The organism is Pseudomonas sp. RP-B7 (genome assembly GCF_059803535.1).
The window spans coordinates 64,904-81,747 of sequence record NZ_JAPFHC010000019.1 but is presented as its reverse complement, the minus strand read 5'-3'; the positions used below and the strand labels follow the sequence as shown (position 1 = coordinate 81,747).

The window sequence follows — 16,844 nt, the reverse complement described above, 5'->3', positions numbered from 1 at the left end:
TTTTAATCGCCGTATTCGATCGCTTTGATAAAACCTCGAAAATTTACAAAAATTTAAACGCCGCGGCGTGTGAAATTTTTCTACAGAAGATAAAAACTCAATCCCCCCCTATCCATTACGAACTACTGCTTTACGAAGATTTTCGAAATAGGAGAGACACACAATACAAATATGTCTCTACCCCGCCCGCAGGACGTTCTCGCACTTTAGTTCCTTTCGACTTGGACTCCATTTACACGACACTAATGTTTTATGGTAGAGCTCATGCCCCGTCGATCTTTTATAAAAATCTAGTACTTGAACCCGGCAAAACTTTCAGGGTCAGCCTATGAAAAGCGCCACCAATATTGTCTCCCGCTCAGACGCACTATATGGTGGCATCGCGATGGGTGTAACGATACTAGAACTGGCTCTGATAGCAACCAACCCTAAGCTTGGGAGTTTTTCCTTAGAGTTCTCGCTCATTACACAGCTGCTAATTTCCCTGGTTATTGAGTTTTACGTTGGGCATTCGTTTGCAAACCGTTTTGGCACGGCATACACAACAATTTACGGTTTCATATTCAAGTTTGCATGCGCTATTTTTTTAACCACCGGATTTTATTTAGCACTACTCGACTACTGGCATGTTAGTTGGTGTTTGATACTTATTTCATTCACCTTCGACTCAATAGGCACTGGCTGCCTGCGATCATCTTTCAGGCCGGCCTACAACGACCTCCACCTGCACCTTACTGGACATAGCGCAGATTACGTGGGTGCTTTTAAAAAATACCTGCACATACGCATAGGGACTCCATTAACTTTATTACTGATAGCATCACTCATGATGAGTAGCGGATACTACCTGTACGCCATGCTAGTGACGATGTTGCCAATATTACTATGCCGAGTCATTCAGACTTACGTCTCCTACCATGACCTCAAGCCAGTCCTCACTAAAAAGAACAGCTCAAAGCACCGAACTCGCCTTTATTATATTCAGCACTTTGCAGTCATCTCTAAATACCCAAGCCAGTTTTTGGGATACGTAGCAGGCAATACTTTTGAGATGTTGATCCTCATGTACGCAATTGGCTTATTATATCGACACAAACCCTCGACAGACATACCTGAAGGTTTATCTTGGCTAGGAAGCTCACTAACAGCCTTTGTAGTTTTTTTGGCGTCTACGGTTCTCGGAGTCGTCGGACTATCCCAGCCCACACTGAAAAAATCCGGCTCAACATTTTCATTTTTTTGTTTTTTCATAACCGTTGCCATATCCCTGCCAACGGCCATTGACAACACAAACACTTCATACTTCCTGATTCTTTCCGCCTTCTGTTTTTTTGGGGCTGGGATTGGAATCATAATGACCAGAGTCACATCAAATGAAGTTCTAGATCGTGCATGCAGACAGGAAATATTCTCTTTCTTTCTAATCACCGAACTCATAACGACAATTGCGGTTATATTTACAGTTATGGTAAGCAGCCTTTTCTTTTCTCCAGAGAAAATAATGAATGGGCTAAGCTATGGTTTAATAATGCTCATGGGAGCTTACTGCTTTTCTACTACTTACAAACAGCTGAAAGAAAAGTAAATTTTCAATGTAAACCAGCGTCAGCCAACCTATTTGTCACTGGCCCACCGCCATCGGGGTGGGACGGTGCGACAAGCACCCTCCCACATTTTTGATCGAGTCGGCCGTCAGAGTACGTAGCGCATGATCGCCACAAAGTGCAGCAAACTCCCGCCAATCACAAACAAATGCCAGATCCCATGGGAATGCCGCAGGCGGTCCTCCAGGGCAAAGAAGATGATGCCGACGGTGTACAACACCCCGCCCGCCGCCAGCCAGGTGAAACCCGCCGTGCCCAGCGCAGCGATCAGCGGCTTGACTGCCACCAGCACGATCCAGCCCATCACCGCATAGATCACGATCGACAAGATCCGCGCCTCGGAACGGGGCTTGATCTCTTGCAGGATGCCGATCACCGCCAACCCCCACACGATGCCGAACAGCGTCCAGCCCCACGGCCCCCTTAACGACACCAGGCAAAACGGCGTGTAGCTGCCGGCGATCAACAGGTAGATCGAAAAGTGATCGACCTTCTGCATGATCTCCTTACGTCGCCCGCGCACGCTGTGGTACACGGTCGACGCGCTGTACAACACCAGCAGCGTGACGCCATAGATCGCCACGCTGACGATCTTCCAGGGGCTGCCATCCAGGCTCGCCACCACCAACATCCACACCGCCCCCGCAAAAGCCGCCACCGCGCCGAGCAGGTGGCTCCAGGCGTTGAATCGTTCACCGTGATACATGCGCCACTGACCTCCGATTCCCGTTAGCAATGAGGGGCTAGGGTCCAGCGTTGTGGGGGAGAGTGCAAGGGGCTAGCCAAAGAGTCCCAAAAAGGGACCGATGAGTCCCTTTTTGGGAACGCTCAAGTGTTAAGCCGCAGAGGAAGGGGAAATCTGTTCCAGTGCTCGATCCACCAACAACTGCCCAAACTCTGCCATTTGCTGGATCCCGAGCATGATTGCGCGCTGGGAGGTGTCCAGGTCGAAGGCCAGGTTGCAGGTCATGGCGCTGAGGGACGACAAGGTTTCGCTGGCGTTGACCAGCAGCGCTTCGGTGTCTTGGTGAGGGTTGACGGTGAAGAGGTGCCTGGGGGGATTGGGGGTGGGTTTGATCATGATTTACAGCTCCGATATGTGATGGAGACTGCCCTCTTCCGCTTGCACGCGAATAAAGGTGGCAGCCGTGCGCAGGTGTGCAAGACCGGGCATATCGGACCCCGGCAGACCCCGAGGGATCTCCCACGCACAGCCGCCATAACAAATACAGCAGGCATGAAAAACGCCCGTTGAAAGGCTATGGGCGTTGGTGCGCCGACATGAAACCGGACTTGCACGTCCGTGTCACCGTTTTTTGCGATGACGGGACGAAGACTAGGCGCGCTGGCTGCACGCGACAAGTTCACGCCTGGCCCAAAATCTTGCAGGAAAAATCCGAGGCATCGCCCAACGTCGACAAACAAGAAGTTTCATACAACGTTTTAGGGTTGTTGCTCGGAACTGACCCTTCTAGCCTTTTTAGCCGAATGCCCAGCGCCATAAAAAGGATCCAGAATGCCCATACACCCTCCCCCTCACCCAGGCGAAATCCTGCTTGAAGACGTGATCCCTGCCCTAGGCATCACCATCACCGAAATGGCCGGGCGTCTGGGGTTTGCTCGTGAGACGTTTTCAAGGATTTTGCACGGGCGTGCGCCGGTAAGCCCGGATTTGGCGGTGCGGCTGGAACGGGCAGGCGTGAGCACTGGGCAGCTGTGGCTGTCGATGCAGAGTGCCTATGATTTGTGGCAGGCCGAGCATCGGGAACAGCCGGTGATTGAGCGGTTTGCGCGGATTGAGTAACGGGCACAGCGCTCAAGGCACAGAAGATCCACTGTGGGAGCTGGCTTGCCTGCGATAGCGGTGTGTCAGTCACAGCATCAACATCTGACACACCGCTATCGCAGGCAAACCAGCTCCCACATTCGATCTTCACAGGGCTTGAAATCAGGCCAATCCGGACTCCACCAACAACGCTTCCAACCCCAGAAAATCCGGCACCTTCGCCACATGCTTCCCCACCTGCACCGCCGCCAGCTCCCTCGCCACAATAGAGTTCGGCAGGCAGATTCATGCATTGTTTGAGGCTGTTGCTCGGGCAGGTCTGGCCGCAGTTACAACTGCATGTCTATTTTCACCGCTCCCAAACCTTCAAGCGGATAGCTTCGGTACTCGTGGACTTCTCCATGAACAATCAGGTGGATAACTCCGTCCACCCGGTTCACTTGGACGTCAGGCTCTTTGGTTTTCATAAAAGGATGGGCAGAAACCAGCGCTGCCAATATCTCCTGATCACTGCCCAAGTCCTTATGCACATAGTACCTGTAGGAAAAACCCACGGTCGCCCCACCCTGCCCGTCCCGAACCCCATAGATCGACCTACCGTTATCCAACGCATACTTGAACACCACTTGATCCAATTCCGGTGTGCCAGGGCTCATCAACCAGCCAACCCCCAGGTAGCCGAGACACACCACTAGCAGCCCATTGAGCAGGCCCTGTACCAGCCGATTAGTAGCCTTGGGACCTGGCATATTCGATACCCTCCTTGATCCAATACTGATCACTATGGTCATCGCCGTATGGCGCATCGCCCCACCAATCGCCAAATTCCGCTCGGGAGGTGCCAGCTGCCTTTTGCGCGGCGCCTGCGGCCCTTAGCAAGACACCTTCAGGAATGCCCAGCACCGTTCCGGTGACGCCATAGTTGAAGTTGCCGAATGCCTCGTATTCCCGACTTTTCTGTTTGTAATCCCAGGGGCCACGCCCTCGGACCTGTGAGTAAAACCACGAATAGGTAAACGCCGAACCCGGTTTCAGATGCAACCGTCGGTTATTGGCCAAGGCGATATTGTCTTGCAGCGAAACGCCCGGAGGCGTAGGAGGGACAGCCATTTGCGAGTCCTTGCGGATGGGGATGAGTGCTGAAAACTAGCACTCAAAAATCGGCAAAAACTCAGCAAACCAACTTACAGACATTTCAGACAGTGTTTGATAACTGGACCTACACAGAAGACCAAACGTGGGAGGGGCTCAGGCCAAGCCTGATTCCACCAGCAAGGCTTCCAGCCCCAGCAAATCCGGCACCTTCGCCACATGCTCGCCCACCTGCACCGCCGCCAGCTCCAGCGGGCACAGCGGCACGTCCACATAACTCAACTGGCTATCGAGCTTGTACGAACGCGGAATCCCCTGGATCACCAGCGCAATGAACTTCAACGTCGGCCGCCCACCCAGGGCGTTCAGCACCACGATCCGCGAGCGCTCGGCGGTCACGACCGCTTCGCCGCACGCGGCTTCAAAGCTGATCAGCGGCAGTTGTTGATCACGCCAGGTCACTTGGCGCAGATACCACGGTGGCGCATCGCTGGCCGGTTCGCCGCGCTGGAAGTCGATCAGCTCGGCGATGGCGACGTTGGGCAGCACCAGGTGGCGGTCGGCCAGGGGCAACAACAGGCCGGTGAGTTGGCTGGTGCGGTGGTCAAGCATGGGACTTGCTCCAGTAGGCGATGCTTTCCAGCAGCACCGACTCTTGGTACGGCTTGCCGAGGTAGTCGTTGACGCCGATGGCCATGGCGCGGTCGCGGTGTTTCTGGCCGGTGCGCGAGGTGATCATGATGATCGGCAGGCGCATCAGGCGCGGGTCGTTGCGCACCTGGATCGCCACTTCGAAGCCGTCCATGCGCGGCATTTCGATGTCGAGCAGCATCAGGTCCGGGGTGTGTTCTTCAAGCACGGCGATGGCGTCGATGCCGTCTTTGGCGGTCAGGACGTTCATGCCATTGCGCTCCAGCAGGCGGCTGGTGACTTTGCGTACGGTGACCGAATCGTCCACCACCAGCACCAGCAGCGGGCGTTTTTTCAGCGGGTCGTTGAGCACCAGCGGCGCGTCCACTGCCTGCGCCGGCAAGGCCGGTTGGCGGGCACGGATATGCGCGAGCAAGTCGATGATCAGCACCACGCGGCCATCGCCGAGGATGGTCGCGCCGGACAAGCCCTGTACCCCGGCAAACTGCGGGCCCAGGCCCTTGACCACAATCTCCCGCGTGCCGGCCATGGCATCCACATGCACCGCCACCCGCCGTTCATTGCATTGCACCAACAGCACCGGCACCGGCTGGTATTGGCCAAGCAGCTTGGGACGGCTGACGGTGTGCAGCAGGTCGCCCAGGTAAAACAGTTCGTAGCGCTGGCCGGCGTATTCATAACGCGGCGGATCTTGCTGATAGTGCCCGGCCAGCTCGTGGGGCAGCACCCGCACCAGGCCCTCGATGGTGTTGAGCGGGATCGCGTATTGATCGTCCGCACACTGCACCATCAGCGCCCGGTTGACCGACACGGTAAACGGCAGGCGAATGCGAAAGTGCACGCCGACACCCGGCGTCGACTCAATAAACATCGAGCCACCGAGCTGGCGCACTTCTTCATGCACCACGTCCATGCCCACGCCGCGCCCGGAAATCTGGGTGATCTTTTCCGCCGTGGAAAAACCCGGTTGCAGGATGAACTGCAACACGTCGCGGTCGCTGATCTCCTGGTTGGGGTCGAGCAGGCCACGCTTGATCGCCTTGCGCCGCACCGCTTCGAGCGGCACACCGGCGCCGTCGTCGCGCATGTCGAAAACGATGTCACCGCCTTCGTGGGTCAGGTCCAGGGTAATGCAACCCTTCTCCGGCTTACCCGCCAGCAGGCGCGCATCACGGGACTCCAGGCCGTGGTCGACGGCGTTGCGCAGCATGTGTTCCAGCGGCGCCGCCATGCGTTCCAGCACGTTGCGATCCATCTCGCCTTCGGCGTTGCCGACGATGAATTCGACGTCCTTGCCCAGCTCGCCCGCCACCTGGCGCACGATGCGCTTGAGCCGCGGCAACATGCGCTCGAACGGCACCATGCGCGTGCGCATCAGGCCTTCTTGCAACTCGGTGTTGATGCGCGCCTGTTGCTGCAACAGGTCGTGGGCATCGCTGTTGCGCCGCTCGAGGGTGTCCTTGAGGTCGAGCAGGTCGGAGGCCGATTCAGACAAGGCGCGGGACAGTTGCTGCAACTGCGAATGGCGGTCCATTTCCAGCGGATCGAACTCTTCATAACCCAGGCGCTCGGCCTCGGCCTGCTGGCGGCTGAGGATACGGCCCTGGGTTTCGGTGTCGAGGCGCCGCAGTTGGTCGCGCATGCGCTCGATGGTGGTTTCCACCTCGCTCAGGGCAATGCGCGCATCATTGACCTGCTGCTCGATACGCCCACGGAAGATCGAGGTTTCACCGGCCAGGTTGACCAGGTCATCCAGCAAGTCGGCGGAAATCTTCACCATGTCGGCAGCGGGATCAACCACCGTCTCGGCCTTGCCTGCCGGCAACGCCACCGGCAGCACCGGCTCGTTGCTCGGGTGCACCAGGCTTTTGATGCGTTCGATGAGTTTGTCCACCGAGCCCACCGGCAAGCCGTCCGCGACCGCATCGATCATCTGCGCCAAACGGTCGTGACAACCTTGCAGCAGCGCGAACAGTTCCGCCGACGGCGCGAGCAAACCGGCCGACAAGCCTTCGTAAAGAAACTCCAGCTCGTGGGCCAAATCGCCAATCGGGCCGATCTCGACCATGCGCGCCCCGCCCTTGAGGGTATGCAGGTCGCGCAGCAGGGTTTCGACTTCCTGGCGGTTGCCCGGCTCGGCCTGCCAGCGCAGCAAGGCACTGCCGGAACTGTCGAGAATATCGGCGGCTTCTTCGAGGAAAATATCCAGCAACTCAGGGTCGGCGCCGGGGCTTTCCAGCGCCTGGGGCGCGGTGGGCGGCGGCGCGCTTTGGCGCAAGGCACGCACCTTGGCCACCAGTTCGGCGCTGTCGCTCAGGGGCTGTTGGTGTTGCAGTTCTTCCAGTTGCAAGGCCAGCCGTTCATGGCTGGCCATCAGCACCTGGGCCAACTCGGCGGAGTAACTGTAGCGGCGGTCTACCAAGCCTTCGTAGAGGCCTTCCAACTCATGGGCCAGCTCGGCCACCGGGCCGATTTCGGCCATGCGCGCACCGCCCTTGAGGGTGTGCAGGTCACGTTGCAGTGACGACAACGGTGCGCTGCTCTCGGGCTCCAGCAGCCAGCGCTTGAGGGACTGCCCGGCGCTGTCGAGGATGTCCACGGCTTCTTCGAGGAATATCTCGACGATCTCGTCGTCCACTGCCGTCTCGTGTTCCAGTTTCGCCGTGGCGGCGCCCAGTTCGGCGATGCTCAGCGCGTGGCTGCCGTGGCTCTTGACCAGGCCAGTGGCGGACGGGTCGAGGGCTTCGTCCAGCAGTTCGCGCAGGGCTTGCAGGCGGGTGGGCACCGGGCTGATTTCCTGGCCGGCGGCCAGTTGGTCGAGCATGTTGATCAGCGCGTCATGGGCCAGTTCGGCTTCATGGAAGAAGCGCTCGCTGACCGCCAGGCTGCTCTCTTCCACGGCGCCGTACAGATCAAGCAGCGCTTCGCAGAGTTCGTCAATGGCGTGCAGGTCGGCGATGTGCGCGCCCTCCCCCAGCGTGGTCAGCTCGTCAAGCAGCGCAGTGAGTTCCTGGCGTTCGCCGGGGTGCTGTTGCCAGCGGCGCAGCAGGGTTTCGGCATCGAGCAGGATGTCCATGCCCTGGGCCAGGAAGTTGGCGATCAATTGTGGGTCGCGCTTGATGCGCAGGCCGGTGTTCGGCGCATCGAGCAGCGCGGCCAACTGATGATCGAGCAGGGCCTGGATGCGCTTGATCAGGTCCGGCGCGCCTTTGATCGGTGCCAGCGGGTCGCGGTCCAGGTGGCGCAAGCCGCGCTGGAACAGGCCCTCGGCTTCCAGCAGCAACTCCACCTCATCCAGGTCCAGCGGCAGGCGATGGGCCTTGTACTCGCGGGTCAGGTGATCCAGCGGGCGCGCCAGTTCGGCGATGGGCAACACGCCGGCCATATAGGCGCTGCCCTTGAGGGTATGCAGGGCGCGTTGCAGTTCATCGCTGACTTGCAGCGGCACATGCTCGGCGGCCTGGTGCAGGAAGTGGTTGAGGCTTTCCAGGTGGCTTTGGACCTCGTTGCGGAAGATCTCCAGCAGCATCGGGTCGTGGGGTTCGGCGGCAGGTGCCGGCGCGCCGCTGGCCAGGGCGTGAGCGCGGGCGGCCAGGGCGTCGACTTCATCGCGTTGGTGCTGGTCGTCAGTCGCGAAGTCGGCGATCAATTCCGGCAGCAGGGCGACGGCGTCGTCCAGCACCTGTTGCACGTCGGGCCCCAGCGCCACGCTGCGTTCCAGCACACGGTTGAGCAGGTTTTCCACGGCCCAGGCCAGCTCCGCCAATACCAGCGCACGCACCATGCGCCCGCTGCCCTTGAGCGTGTGGAAGGCGCGGCGCATTTCGCCCAAAGCCGCCTTGTCGGCGCCGTTGGACAGGTGGCGGTGCAGCACGTCGAGGACTTCATCGGTTTCTTCGAGGAACACTTCGCGCAGTTCATCGTCGATCGGTTCTTCGTCGGCCGGTGGCGGCAGCAGGCTGCCGGGGCGTTGCAGGGCCGGCGGGTTGAGCCGCGACGTGGGGTTGGCCAGGGCATCGAACTGCGACTGGCTCGGCGTGGCGTCCACCGTCAACGCGCCGTCCGGTGCCGCCAGCGCCTGGCGCCAGGGTTTCTCCGCCGGCAGGTAACCCAGCGCCGCCAGGCCCTGGGTGGCAGTTTCCAGGACCCGTTCGCCATCGGCGTCGGGGTCCTGGAGCATGCGTTCGAGGTAGTACTCCAGGCTGCTGATCACATCGGCAAAATGCCCCAGCTCGGTTTCGGACGGCGGCACCTCGTTGACCATCAACTGTTCGTCGACGTAATGGGTGCAACCGCGCATCAGGCTCGCCGCCCGTGGCAGCGGGATCATCGCCAGCGCGCCGCGCACCTGGCTGAGCAGTTCCGGCAAAGACTCCAGGCGCTGGCTGTCCCAGTCGGCTTCGACGCAATCGATCACTAGTTCCTTGGCCTGGCGCAGGCACTGGCAGGACTCGCGGATCACCAACTGGTGGATCTGGGTCAGGTCGGTGGTGGGCAGGCGGCTTTCCTCGCGGCTTTCCGGCTCGACCGTGCCGACCATTCCCGCCAACGTGGCTTCGACGTAGAGCAAGGCACCGGCGACGTCCATCAACACGGCGTCGTTGGGTTCGCGCTGGCCCTGGGCCAGGCTCAGCACCACGGCGAGTTGGTCGATGATCACTTTGCGCGGCTGGCCAAAGCCCAGCACTGCCAGGGTATCGGCGATCTGCCGCAGTGGTGCGAGTAGCGCATCGAGGTCGCTGGTGTGCTGGCGGTCGCTGCGCACGAACAGGTCGAGGCGCTCCTTGACCCGCACCAGCTCTTCGCACAAGGCGCCGAGCACCGAGCCCATGGCGTTGCGATCCGGCCCGGCCAGCCGTGCGCGTTCGGCGTCTACCACGGCACTGTCGGGCAAGGCTTCGTCGAGACCGTAACGTTCCTTCAGGCTTTGCATGCGCGGTGTCGGTCGGGTGACCTTGGCCACGTAGAACAGCAGGCTCTTGAGCAGGTCATCCGGCGCCGGCTGGTTGATCCCGCCGATGCCCTGGGCCAACAGGCGCTTGAGTTGCTTGTCACTGGCCTTGAGCAGGCTGCGCAGTGCCGGGCTGTTGGCGATCACGCCGGTGAGCATGCCTTCGACCAGCGCCGAGGTGACTTGCCACAGCGGCAACAACGGCGCGCCCTGGCACAGCGTTTCGAGGCGGGCGAAAACCCGTGCCATGTCTTCCAGGTTGCTGGGCCCGTGGTCTTCACGCAGCAGCCCGGCAAGGGCTTGTTGCAGCAGTTGGTGCCACTGGCGCAGTTGTTCTTGCAGGTCGGGAGGCGCACGTTGGGCCAGCACGTCGTCGGGCAGCGGCGCAATCGAGAGCAGTTGCGGGCTGAACAGGCTGGTTTCCGACAGCAGGCTTTCACCCCGCGCACTGCGCAGGTCGTTGAGCAACGGCAACACCACCAACGGCAGGTCGCGGCGGGCGCTGTGCACGCGGTCAAGGTACAGCGGCAGTTGGCCGAGGGCTTGTTGCAGCAGGCGCACGCTTTCGTCGCGCTGGCTGACCTGGCCGGCCTGGAAGGCCAAGGCCAGGTGCTCGATCTCTTCGGCCAGCAGCGCCGCGCCGTAGAACTCGACCATTTGCAGCGCGCCATGCACCTGGTGGATACCGGCCAGGCACTGGTCGATGACGGCGCTGTCGTTGGTTTCGACAAACGCATCCAGCGCCGAACGGGCCTGTTTCAGGGTTTCGGCAATGTCGCCCTTGACCCATTCGAGGGCCACGTAGTCGTGCCGATCAACCATAACTGCTCCGCTTAGAATTCGTGGGTTGCTGGTAGTGCATCGCTCTCCAGACCAGAGGAGATCAACTGTGGGAGCGGGCTTGCTCGCGAATGCGGTGGGTCAGCCGGCATCTGTATTACCGCATTCGCGAGCAAGCCCGCTCCCACACAAGCCCGCATTCACATTGGGATGGTATTTCAATCATCCACCTGCTTGGCGGGCGGGAGGGTGAACCCCGACACCGACCTGCGCAACTGGCTGGCCATTTTCGCCAAATTGCCGATGCTCTCGGCGGTCGCGGTCGAGCCCGAAGACGTCTGGCTGGTGATCTGCTGGATCACGTTCATGGTCAGCGAAATCTGCCCCGCCGAAGACGTCTGTTGCTGCGCCGCATTGGAGATGCTCTGGATCAGCGCCGCCAGGGTTTTCGACACGCCTTCGATCTCTTCCAGCGCCACCCCAGCGTCTTGCGCCAGCCGCGCGCCGCGTACCACTTCGGTGGTGGTCTGCTCCATGGAGATCACGGCTTCGTTGGTGTCGGCCTGAATGGCGCGCACCAGGGTTTCGATCTGCCGCGTCGCCGCCGAGGAACGTTCGGCCAGGCGTTGCACTTCATCGGCGACCACCGCGAAACCACGCCCGGCATCCCCGGCCATGCTCGCCTGGATCGCCGCGTTGAGCGCGAGGATGTTGGTCTGGTCGGCGATGTCGTCGATCAGGCTGACGATGTCGCCAATTTCCTGGGACGACTCGCCCAGGCGCTTGATGCGCTTGGCGGTGTCCTGGATCTGCTCGCGGATGTTGTCCATGCCGTGGATGGTGTTGTGCACCACCTCGTTGCCTTTGTTGGCGATTTCCACCGAGCGCTCCGCCACCGCCGAAGATTCGGCGGCGTTGGCCGAAACCTGGTCGATGGACTGGGCCATCTGGTTGATCGCGGTGGACGCTTCGGCGATCTGCTGGGCCTGATGCTCCGAGGCCTGGGCCAGGTGCATGGCGGTAGCCTGGGTGTCCTGCACTGCGCCCGCGACCTGGCCGGCGGTGAGGTTGATGGTGGCGACCAGGTCGCGCAACTGGTCGACCGAATAGTTGATCGAGTCGGCGATGGTGCCGGTGAAGTCTTCGGTCACCGAGGCGGTCACGGTGAGGTCGCCGTCGGCGAGGTCTTCGATTTCATCGAGCAGGCGCATGATCGCGTTCTGGTTGCGCTCGTTCTTCTCGGCGGTTTCGTGCAGTTGGCGATTGGTCTCGCGCACCATCACCAGGCCGATCAGGATGATCGAAGCCAGCGCCAGCAAGCCCAGCACGTAGCCGCCGATGGTATCGAAGGTGCGCCCGCTGGCGAGGTTTTCAAACCCGGTGGCCAGGTGCGAGGCTTCATCGAGCAGGGTTTGCGAGAGGTTGAAGATGTTGCTCGCCGACGCACGCACCTGGAACAGTTGCGGCGAGGTTTCGAGGATTTCATCCACGGAGCCGGAGACAAACTCGAACAGTTCCGCAATCTCCGCCAGCCGCGCACGGGCGTCGCGGTCCTCGACCTGGGTGATGCGCAGCCCGGCGTTGCCCTGGAGCATGCCGTTGAGCACCTGGCCGAAGCGGTTGGCATCACGGCCAAACGCATCGGCGGCCTGCACGGCGGTTTCGTCGCCGGCGAGCACGGTGTTGACCGCACCGAGGATGCGTTCGGCGAGCAGCGATTGGCGCTGGGCCAGCGCCACCTGGCTGGCCGGGGCGCCGCGTTGCAACAGGATGTCGACGACTTTTTCCGACTCCATCTGCAATTGCGGCACGGTTTCGGCGAGGGTCGCGGCCACCTGGTGCAGGGACAGCACGGTCTGTTCGCTGGCGAGGATCGCGTCGGTGTTCTTCAGCAGCGCTTCCCAGTCGGTCTGCACCGCACGCATCTCGGCGCGCACCGCGCTGGGGGCGGCGGGCAGGCCGGTTTGCGGGTCGCCTTTTTTCAGGTAGCCCCAACGCTGGGCGAAGTCGTTGCGCGCCTCGCCGAGCAGCTTGAACGCGGCGGCTTTACCGGCGGCGGCTTCGGTGGCGTTCTTGGCGATGCGCTGGGACAACACGCGCAATTCACCGGCGTGGCCGATGTACTGCTTGTCGTAGGTGGACTGGGTGTTGAGGTAGGCGAAGTTGGCAAACAGCAGCATGATGAACACGATCAGCGCGATAAACAGCACGATGATCTGTGAGCGGCTGTGCGAGGCGGCCTGGGGTTTGGGCGTGGTAGCGGTGGTCATGCGGCGACATCCATGAAGCCAGGGGCCTGGGCCAGGGCGAAGGGGCTGAAGACCTGCCATGGCTGATCGCCGTCGAACTGGCCCTGGATAAACGGCGCGCCGGGGGTGACGTTCACCCGCAATGCGTCTTGTGCGAAATGCTGCATGCCCACCACCTCGTCCACCAACAGCCCGACAAACAGGTCGTTGTATTCCACCACCAGTACGCGCCGTTGCTTGCTCGCCTTGGACAGCGCCTGGCCGAGGAACCCACCGAGGTCCATCACCGGCAACAAGCGTCCACGCAGATTAGCCACACCCTTGACCCAGGTCTTGACCCCGGGCATTAAAGTGCAGCGCGGCTCATGCAGGACTTCGGCGACTTCGCCCATGGGCGCGACGAACCAGTGCGCGCCCACGCGAAAGCCGATGCCGCTCCAACCCTGCTGCCGGGTTTCCTGGGACGGCAGGTCGGCAGCCAGCAGGCGGCAGCGGCGGTCGATGTCCAGCAACAGCTCGAAGGCGGTTTGCGACTCGGTCATGATCGCCTGCCGTCAGCCGGCCAACACCTTGTTCAGGGTGGCGATCAGGGTGTCTTCATCCACCGGCTTGGTCAGGTAATCCTTGGCGCCCTGGCGCGCGCCCCAGATCTTGTCGGTTTCCTGATCCTTGGTGGTGATGATGATAATCGGGATGCCGTTGGTTTCCGGCTCCTTGGACAGCTGGCGGGTGGCCTGGAAGCCATTGAGGCCCGGCATCACGATGTCCATGAGGACGGCATCAGGTTTTTCCTGGCGGGCCAGGGCCACGCCGTCTGCGCCGTTTTCGGCCTTGAGGACTTCGTGGCCATGCTTTTCCAGCATGCCGGTCAATTTGTACATTTCAGTCGGCGAATCGTCGACGATCAGAACACGTGCCATGGTTTTCCCCACTAACTTGGTAGACGCCGGCCCTTGTGGGGCGGTGTCAGTGTGCTTGTTCTACTGCGGCGAAGGCAGGCACGTAGGCCTTGATCGCGCCCAGCAGTTCTTCCTTGCTGAAAGGCTTGGTCAAAAACTGATCGACACCGACGATACGCCCCTTGGCCTTGTCGAACAGGCCGTCCTTGGAGGACAGCATGATCACCGGGATCGACTTGAACGCCGGGTTGTTCTTCACCAGGGCGCAGGTCTGGTAGCCATCCAGGCGCGGCATCATGATGTCGACAAAAATAATGTGCGGGTGATGATCAACAATCCGCGCCAGGGCATCGAAACCGTCGATGGCCGTGATGACCTCGCACCCCGCGTTCTTCAACAGGGTCTCGGCGGTACGGCGGATCGTCTTTGAATCGTCGATCACCATCACTCTCAAGGCGTTGGAATGCTGTTCCATATCTGCTCTACCATCGCCACAGCGAATCGGTTTTCGGTGTGTACTGCCTGACGTCTCACAGGGTGAGTGCCGCAAGCCTTGGATCTCAAGGGCTGCTGCGCTGTGGCAGTCTTTTTAGCACAGTCTCCGGGCGCAATCTATCGAGCAACCGGCCAGGTGGTTTTTCCTTGACCCACAACAGCCGCAGCGCCACTCTGACGCCACTTTTATGCGCCCTAATTTGCTAGAGGAAATCCCCCATGAGCGTTCGCGTCGGCATTGTCATGGACCCTATCGCCAGCATTTCCTATAAAAAGGACAGCTCGCTGGCCATGCTCCTGGCCGCCCAGGCCCGCGGCTGGACCTTGTTCTATATGGAACAGCGCGACCTGTACCAGGGCGACGGCGAGGCCCGCGCGCGCATGCGCCCGCTGCAGGTGTTTGCCAACCCCGAGAAGTGGTTCGAACTGGGAGACGAAACCGACAGTTCCCTGAGCGACCTGGACGTGATCCTGATGCGCAAGGACCCGCCGTTCGACATGGAGTTCGTCTACTCCACCTACCTGCTGGAGCAGGCCGAACGCGCCGGTGTGTTGATCGTCAACAAACCGCAAAGCCTGCGCGACTGCAATGAAAAGCTGTTCGCTACCCTGTTCCCACAATGCACGCCGCCGACCGTGGTCAGCCGCCGTGCCGACGTGTTGCGTGAATTTGCCGCCAAGCACGGTGATGTAATCCTCAAGCCGCTGGATGGCATGGGGGGTACGTCGATCTTCCGTCACCGCGCCGGCGATCCGAACCTGTCGGTGATCCTGGAGACCCTGACCGCCCTGGGCACCCAGCAGATCATGGGCCAGGCTTACCTGCCGGCGATCAAGGACGGCGACAAGCGCATCCTGATGATCGACGGCGAGCCGGTGGATTACTGCCTGGCGCGGATCCCGGCAGCCGGCGAGACCCGTGGCAACCTGGCGGCCGGTGGACGTGGCGAAGCACGGCCGCTGTCGGACAAGGATCGTTGGATCGCCTCCCAAGTCGGACCAACCCTGCGGGAAAAAGGCCTGTTGTTTGTAGGCCTGGACGTGATCGGTGAGCACCTGACCGAAATCAACGTCACCAGCCCGACCTGCATCCGCGAGATCGACAACGCGTTCGGCACCAATATCGGCGAAATGCTGATGGCTGCCATCGATCGCAAGCTACAAGCCAAGTGACATAGAACAGCCGGACACAAACCAACATTGCGTTATCATGCGCCACCTGTGAAACGCGCGATGTTGGTTCCTCTGTCATGACACTCCCGTCCGAACTGCCCCCCGAACTCTCCCACAGCAGGGTGCGCCCGGCTGATCGGCTCGGATTTACCCTGTTCCTGGCTGCGTTGATTCACCTGGCCCTGCTCCTCGGCGTGGGTTTCACCATGGTCGAACCCAAGCAGATCACCAAGACCCTGGAAATCACCCTCGCCACGTTCAAGAGCGAAAAGAAGCCCGAGAAGGCCGATTTTCTCGCCCAGGACAACCAGCAAGGCAGCGGCACCCTGGACAAGAAAGCGGTGCCCAAGACTACGCAAGTGGCGCCATTCCAGGACAACAAGGTCAACAAAGTCAGCCCACCGCCGACGCCCAAGCCCGAGGTCCAGCAGACGGTACCCAAGCCCACCGTGACCACCGTCGCGCCAAAACCGCAGAAAGCGCCGGTGCAACGCGAAAAAGCCAAGACCGAGCCGCAGCCCCAGCCCGTCAAGCCGGCGCCGACCTTCGACAGTTCGACGCTGACCGACGAAATCTCCAGCCTCGAAGCCGAACTGGCCAACGAACAACAGCTGTACGCCAAACGCCCGCGCATCTACCGGCTGAATGCCGCCTCGACCATGCGTGACAAGGGCGCCTGGTATAAGGATGAGTGGCGCAAGAAGGTCGAGCGCATCGGTAACCTCAACTATCCTGAAGAGGCCCGTCGCCAGCAGATTTATGGCAATTTGCGCTTACTGGTGTCGATCAACCGCGATGGTTCGTTATATGAAGTGCTGGTACTCGAGTCCTCCGGCCAGCCCTTGCTGGACCAGGCCGCCCAGCGCATCGTGCGCCTGGCCGCACCTTTTGCACCGTTTACCGGCGACCTGAACGACGTCGACCGCCTGGAAATCATCCGCACCTGGAAGTTTGCCAAGGGCGACCGCCTCTCCAGCAACTAAATCAGACACTTGTAGTGAGCGGGCTTGCCCCGCGCTGGGTGGCGAAGCCGCCCCAATCCATTCACCTCGGTCTTTCTGAAACACCGCGGCGTACCGTTTGGGGCGGCTTCGCCACCCAGCGCGGGGCAAGCCCGCTCACTACACGCCAGGCTTGTCAGTTCGCCCCTCCAACGCCACACTA

At 60.7% G+C, this 16,844-nt stretch carries 14 protein-coding genes and 1 pseudogene; 4 read left to right on the top strand and 11 right to left on the bottom strand.

Annotated elements, in window-relative coordinates:
- Nucleotides 1-328: 328 nt before the first annotated feature.
- A complete protein-coding gene (locus OPU96_RS18180) occupies nucleotides 329-1,585 on the top strand; it encodes a hypothetical protein (protein WP_498559447.1) in 1,257 nt (418 codons plus the stop codon).
- Nucleotides 1,586-1,692: 107 nt separating this feature from the next.
- On the opposite strand, the gene trhA is transcribed toward OPU96_RS18180, so the two are convergent.
- Both trhA and OPU96_RS18170 read right to left on the bottom strand, forming a co-directional pair.
- Nucleotides 1,693-2,310, bottom strand: a complete 618-nt coding sequence (gene trhA, locus OPU96_RS18175) for a PAQR family membrane homeostasis protein TrhA (RefSeq protein WP_192299945.1) — start codon at nucleotides 2,308-2,310, stop codon at nucleotides 1,693-1,695.
- Nucleotides 2,311-2,439: 129 nt separating this feature from the next.
- The gene (locus OPU96_RS18170; protein ID WP_498559446.1) at nucleotides 2,440-2,685 is read right to left on the bottom strand and encodes a DUF6124 family protein; all 246 of its coding nucleotides are present in this window, start codon (nucleotides 2,683-2,685) and stop codon (nucleotides 2,440-2,442) included.
- 435 nt (nucleotides 2,686-3,120) lie between these two features.
- Here OPU96_RS18170 and OPU96_RS18165 point away from each other — a divergent pair, with 435 nt between their 5' ends.
- Nucleotides 3,121-3,408: a HigA family addiction module antitoxin gene (locus OPU96_RS18165; RefSeq protein WP_498559445.1), complete on the top strand. Its 288-nt coding sequence runs from the start codon at nucleotides 3,121-3,123 to the stop codon at nucleotides 3,406-3,408.
- A gap of 144 nt (nucleotides 3,409-3,552) precedes the next feature.
- Here OPU96_RS18165 and OPU96_RS18160 read toward each other — a convergent pair.
- The 9 genes and pseudogenes from OPU96_RS18160 to pilG all read right to left on the bottom strand — a co-directional run.
- A pseudogene (locus OPU96_RS18160) lies at nucleotides 3,553-3,645 on the bottom strand (chemotaxis protein CheW); the annotation flags it as partial.
- A 74-nt stretch (nucleotides 3,646-3,719) separates the two neighbouring features.
- Nucleotides 3,720-4,139, bottom strand: coding sequence for a hypothetical protein (locus OPU96_RS18155; protein ID WP_192299949.1), 420 nt, complete (start codon nucleotides 4,137-4,139; stop codon nucleotides 3,720-3,722).
- Nucleotides 4,117-4,500 carry a polymorphic toxin type 44 domain-containing protein gene (locus OPU96_RS18150; RefSeq protein ID WP_192299950.1) on the bottom strand — a complete coding sequence of 128 codons (384 nt, stop codon included), beginning with the start codon at nucleotides 4,498-4,500 and terminating at the stop codon, nucleotides 4,117-4,119. Before OPU96_RS18150 ends, OPU96_RS18155 begins: the two co-directional genes overlap by 23 nt.
- A gap of 138 nt (nucleotides 4,501-4,638) precedes the next feature.
- Complete coding sequence (locus OPU96_RS18145) at nucleotides 4,639-5,094, bottom strand: chemotaxis protein CheW (RefSeq protein WP_226454547.1); 456 nt, start codon at nucleotides 5,092-5,094, stop codon at nucleotides 4,639-4,641.
- On the bottom strand, nucleotides 5,087-10,906 hold the full coding sequence (locus tag OPU96_RS18140; RefSeq protein ID WP_498559444.1) for a hybrid sensor histidine kinase/response regulator: 5,820 nt from the start codon (nucleotides 10,904-10,906) through the stop codon (nucleotides 5,087-5,089). The genes OPU96_RS18145 and OPU96_RS18140 overlap by 8 nt, the downstream gene beginning before the upstream one ends.
- Before the next feature lie 176 nt (nucleotides 10,907-11,082).
- Nucleotides 11,083-13,134 (bottom strand): methyl-accepting chemotaxis protein, encoded by a 2,052-nt coding sequence (locus OPU96_RS18135; RefSeq protein ID WP_305391679.1) that lies wholly within the window; start codon nucleotides 13,132-13,134, stop codon nucleotides 11,083-11,085.
- Nucleotides 13,131-13,655 carry a chemotaxis protein CheW gene (locus tag OPU96_RS18130; protein ID WP_192301262.1) on the bottom strand — a complete coding sequence of 175 codons (525 nt, stop codon included), beginning with the start codon at nucleotides 13,653-13,655 and terminating at the stop codon, nucleotides 13,131-13,133. The genes OPU96_RS18135 and OPU96_RS18130 overlap by 4 nt, the downstream gene beginning before the upstream one ends.
- Before the next feature lie 12 nt (nucleotides 13,656-13,667).
- Nucleotides 13,668-14,033 carry a twitching motility response regulator PilH gene (gene pilH, locus OPU96_RS18125; RefSeq protein ID WP_034101258.1) on the bottom strand — a complete coding sequence of 122 codons (366 nt, stop codon included), beginning with the start codon at nucleotides 14,031-14,033 and terminating at the stop codon, nucleotides 13,668-13,670.
- 46 nt (nucleotides 14,034-14,079) lie between these two features.
- Nucleotides 14,080-14,487, bottom strand: a complete 408-nt coding sequence (gene pilG / locus OPU96_RS18120; protein WP_026137140.1) for a twitching motility response regulator PilG — start codon at nucleotides 14,485-14,487, stop codon at nucleotides 14,080-14,082.
- A gap of 239 nt (nucleotides 14,488-14,726) precedes the next feature.
- Between pilG and gshB the strand changes: the two genes are divergently transcribed.
- Complete coding sequence (gene gshB / locus OPU96_RS18115; protein ID WP_226454550.1) at nucleotides 14,727-15,680, top strand: glutathione synthase; 954 nt, start codon at nucleotides 14,727-14,729, stop codon at nucleotides 15,678-15,680.
- Between the two features lie 77 nt (nucleotides 15,681-15,757).
- Nucleotides 15,758-16,663, top strand: coding sequence for an energy transducer TonB (locus tag OPU96_RS18110; protein ID WP_305391681.1), 906 nt, complete (start codon nucleotides 15,758-15,760; stop codon nucleotides 16,661-16,663).
- Nucleotides 16,664-16,844 lie beyond the last annotated feature (181 nt).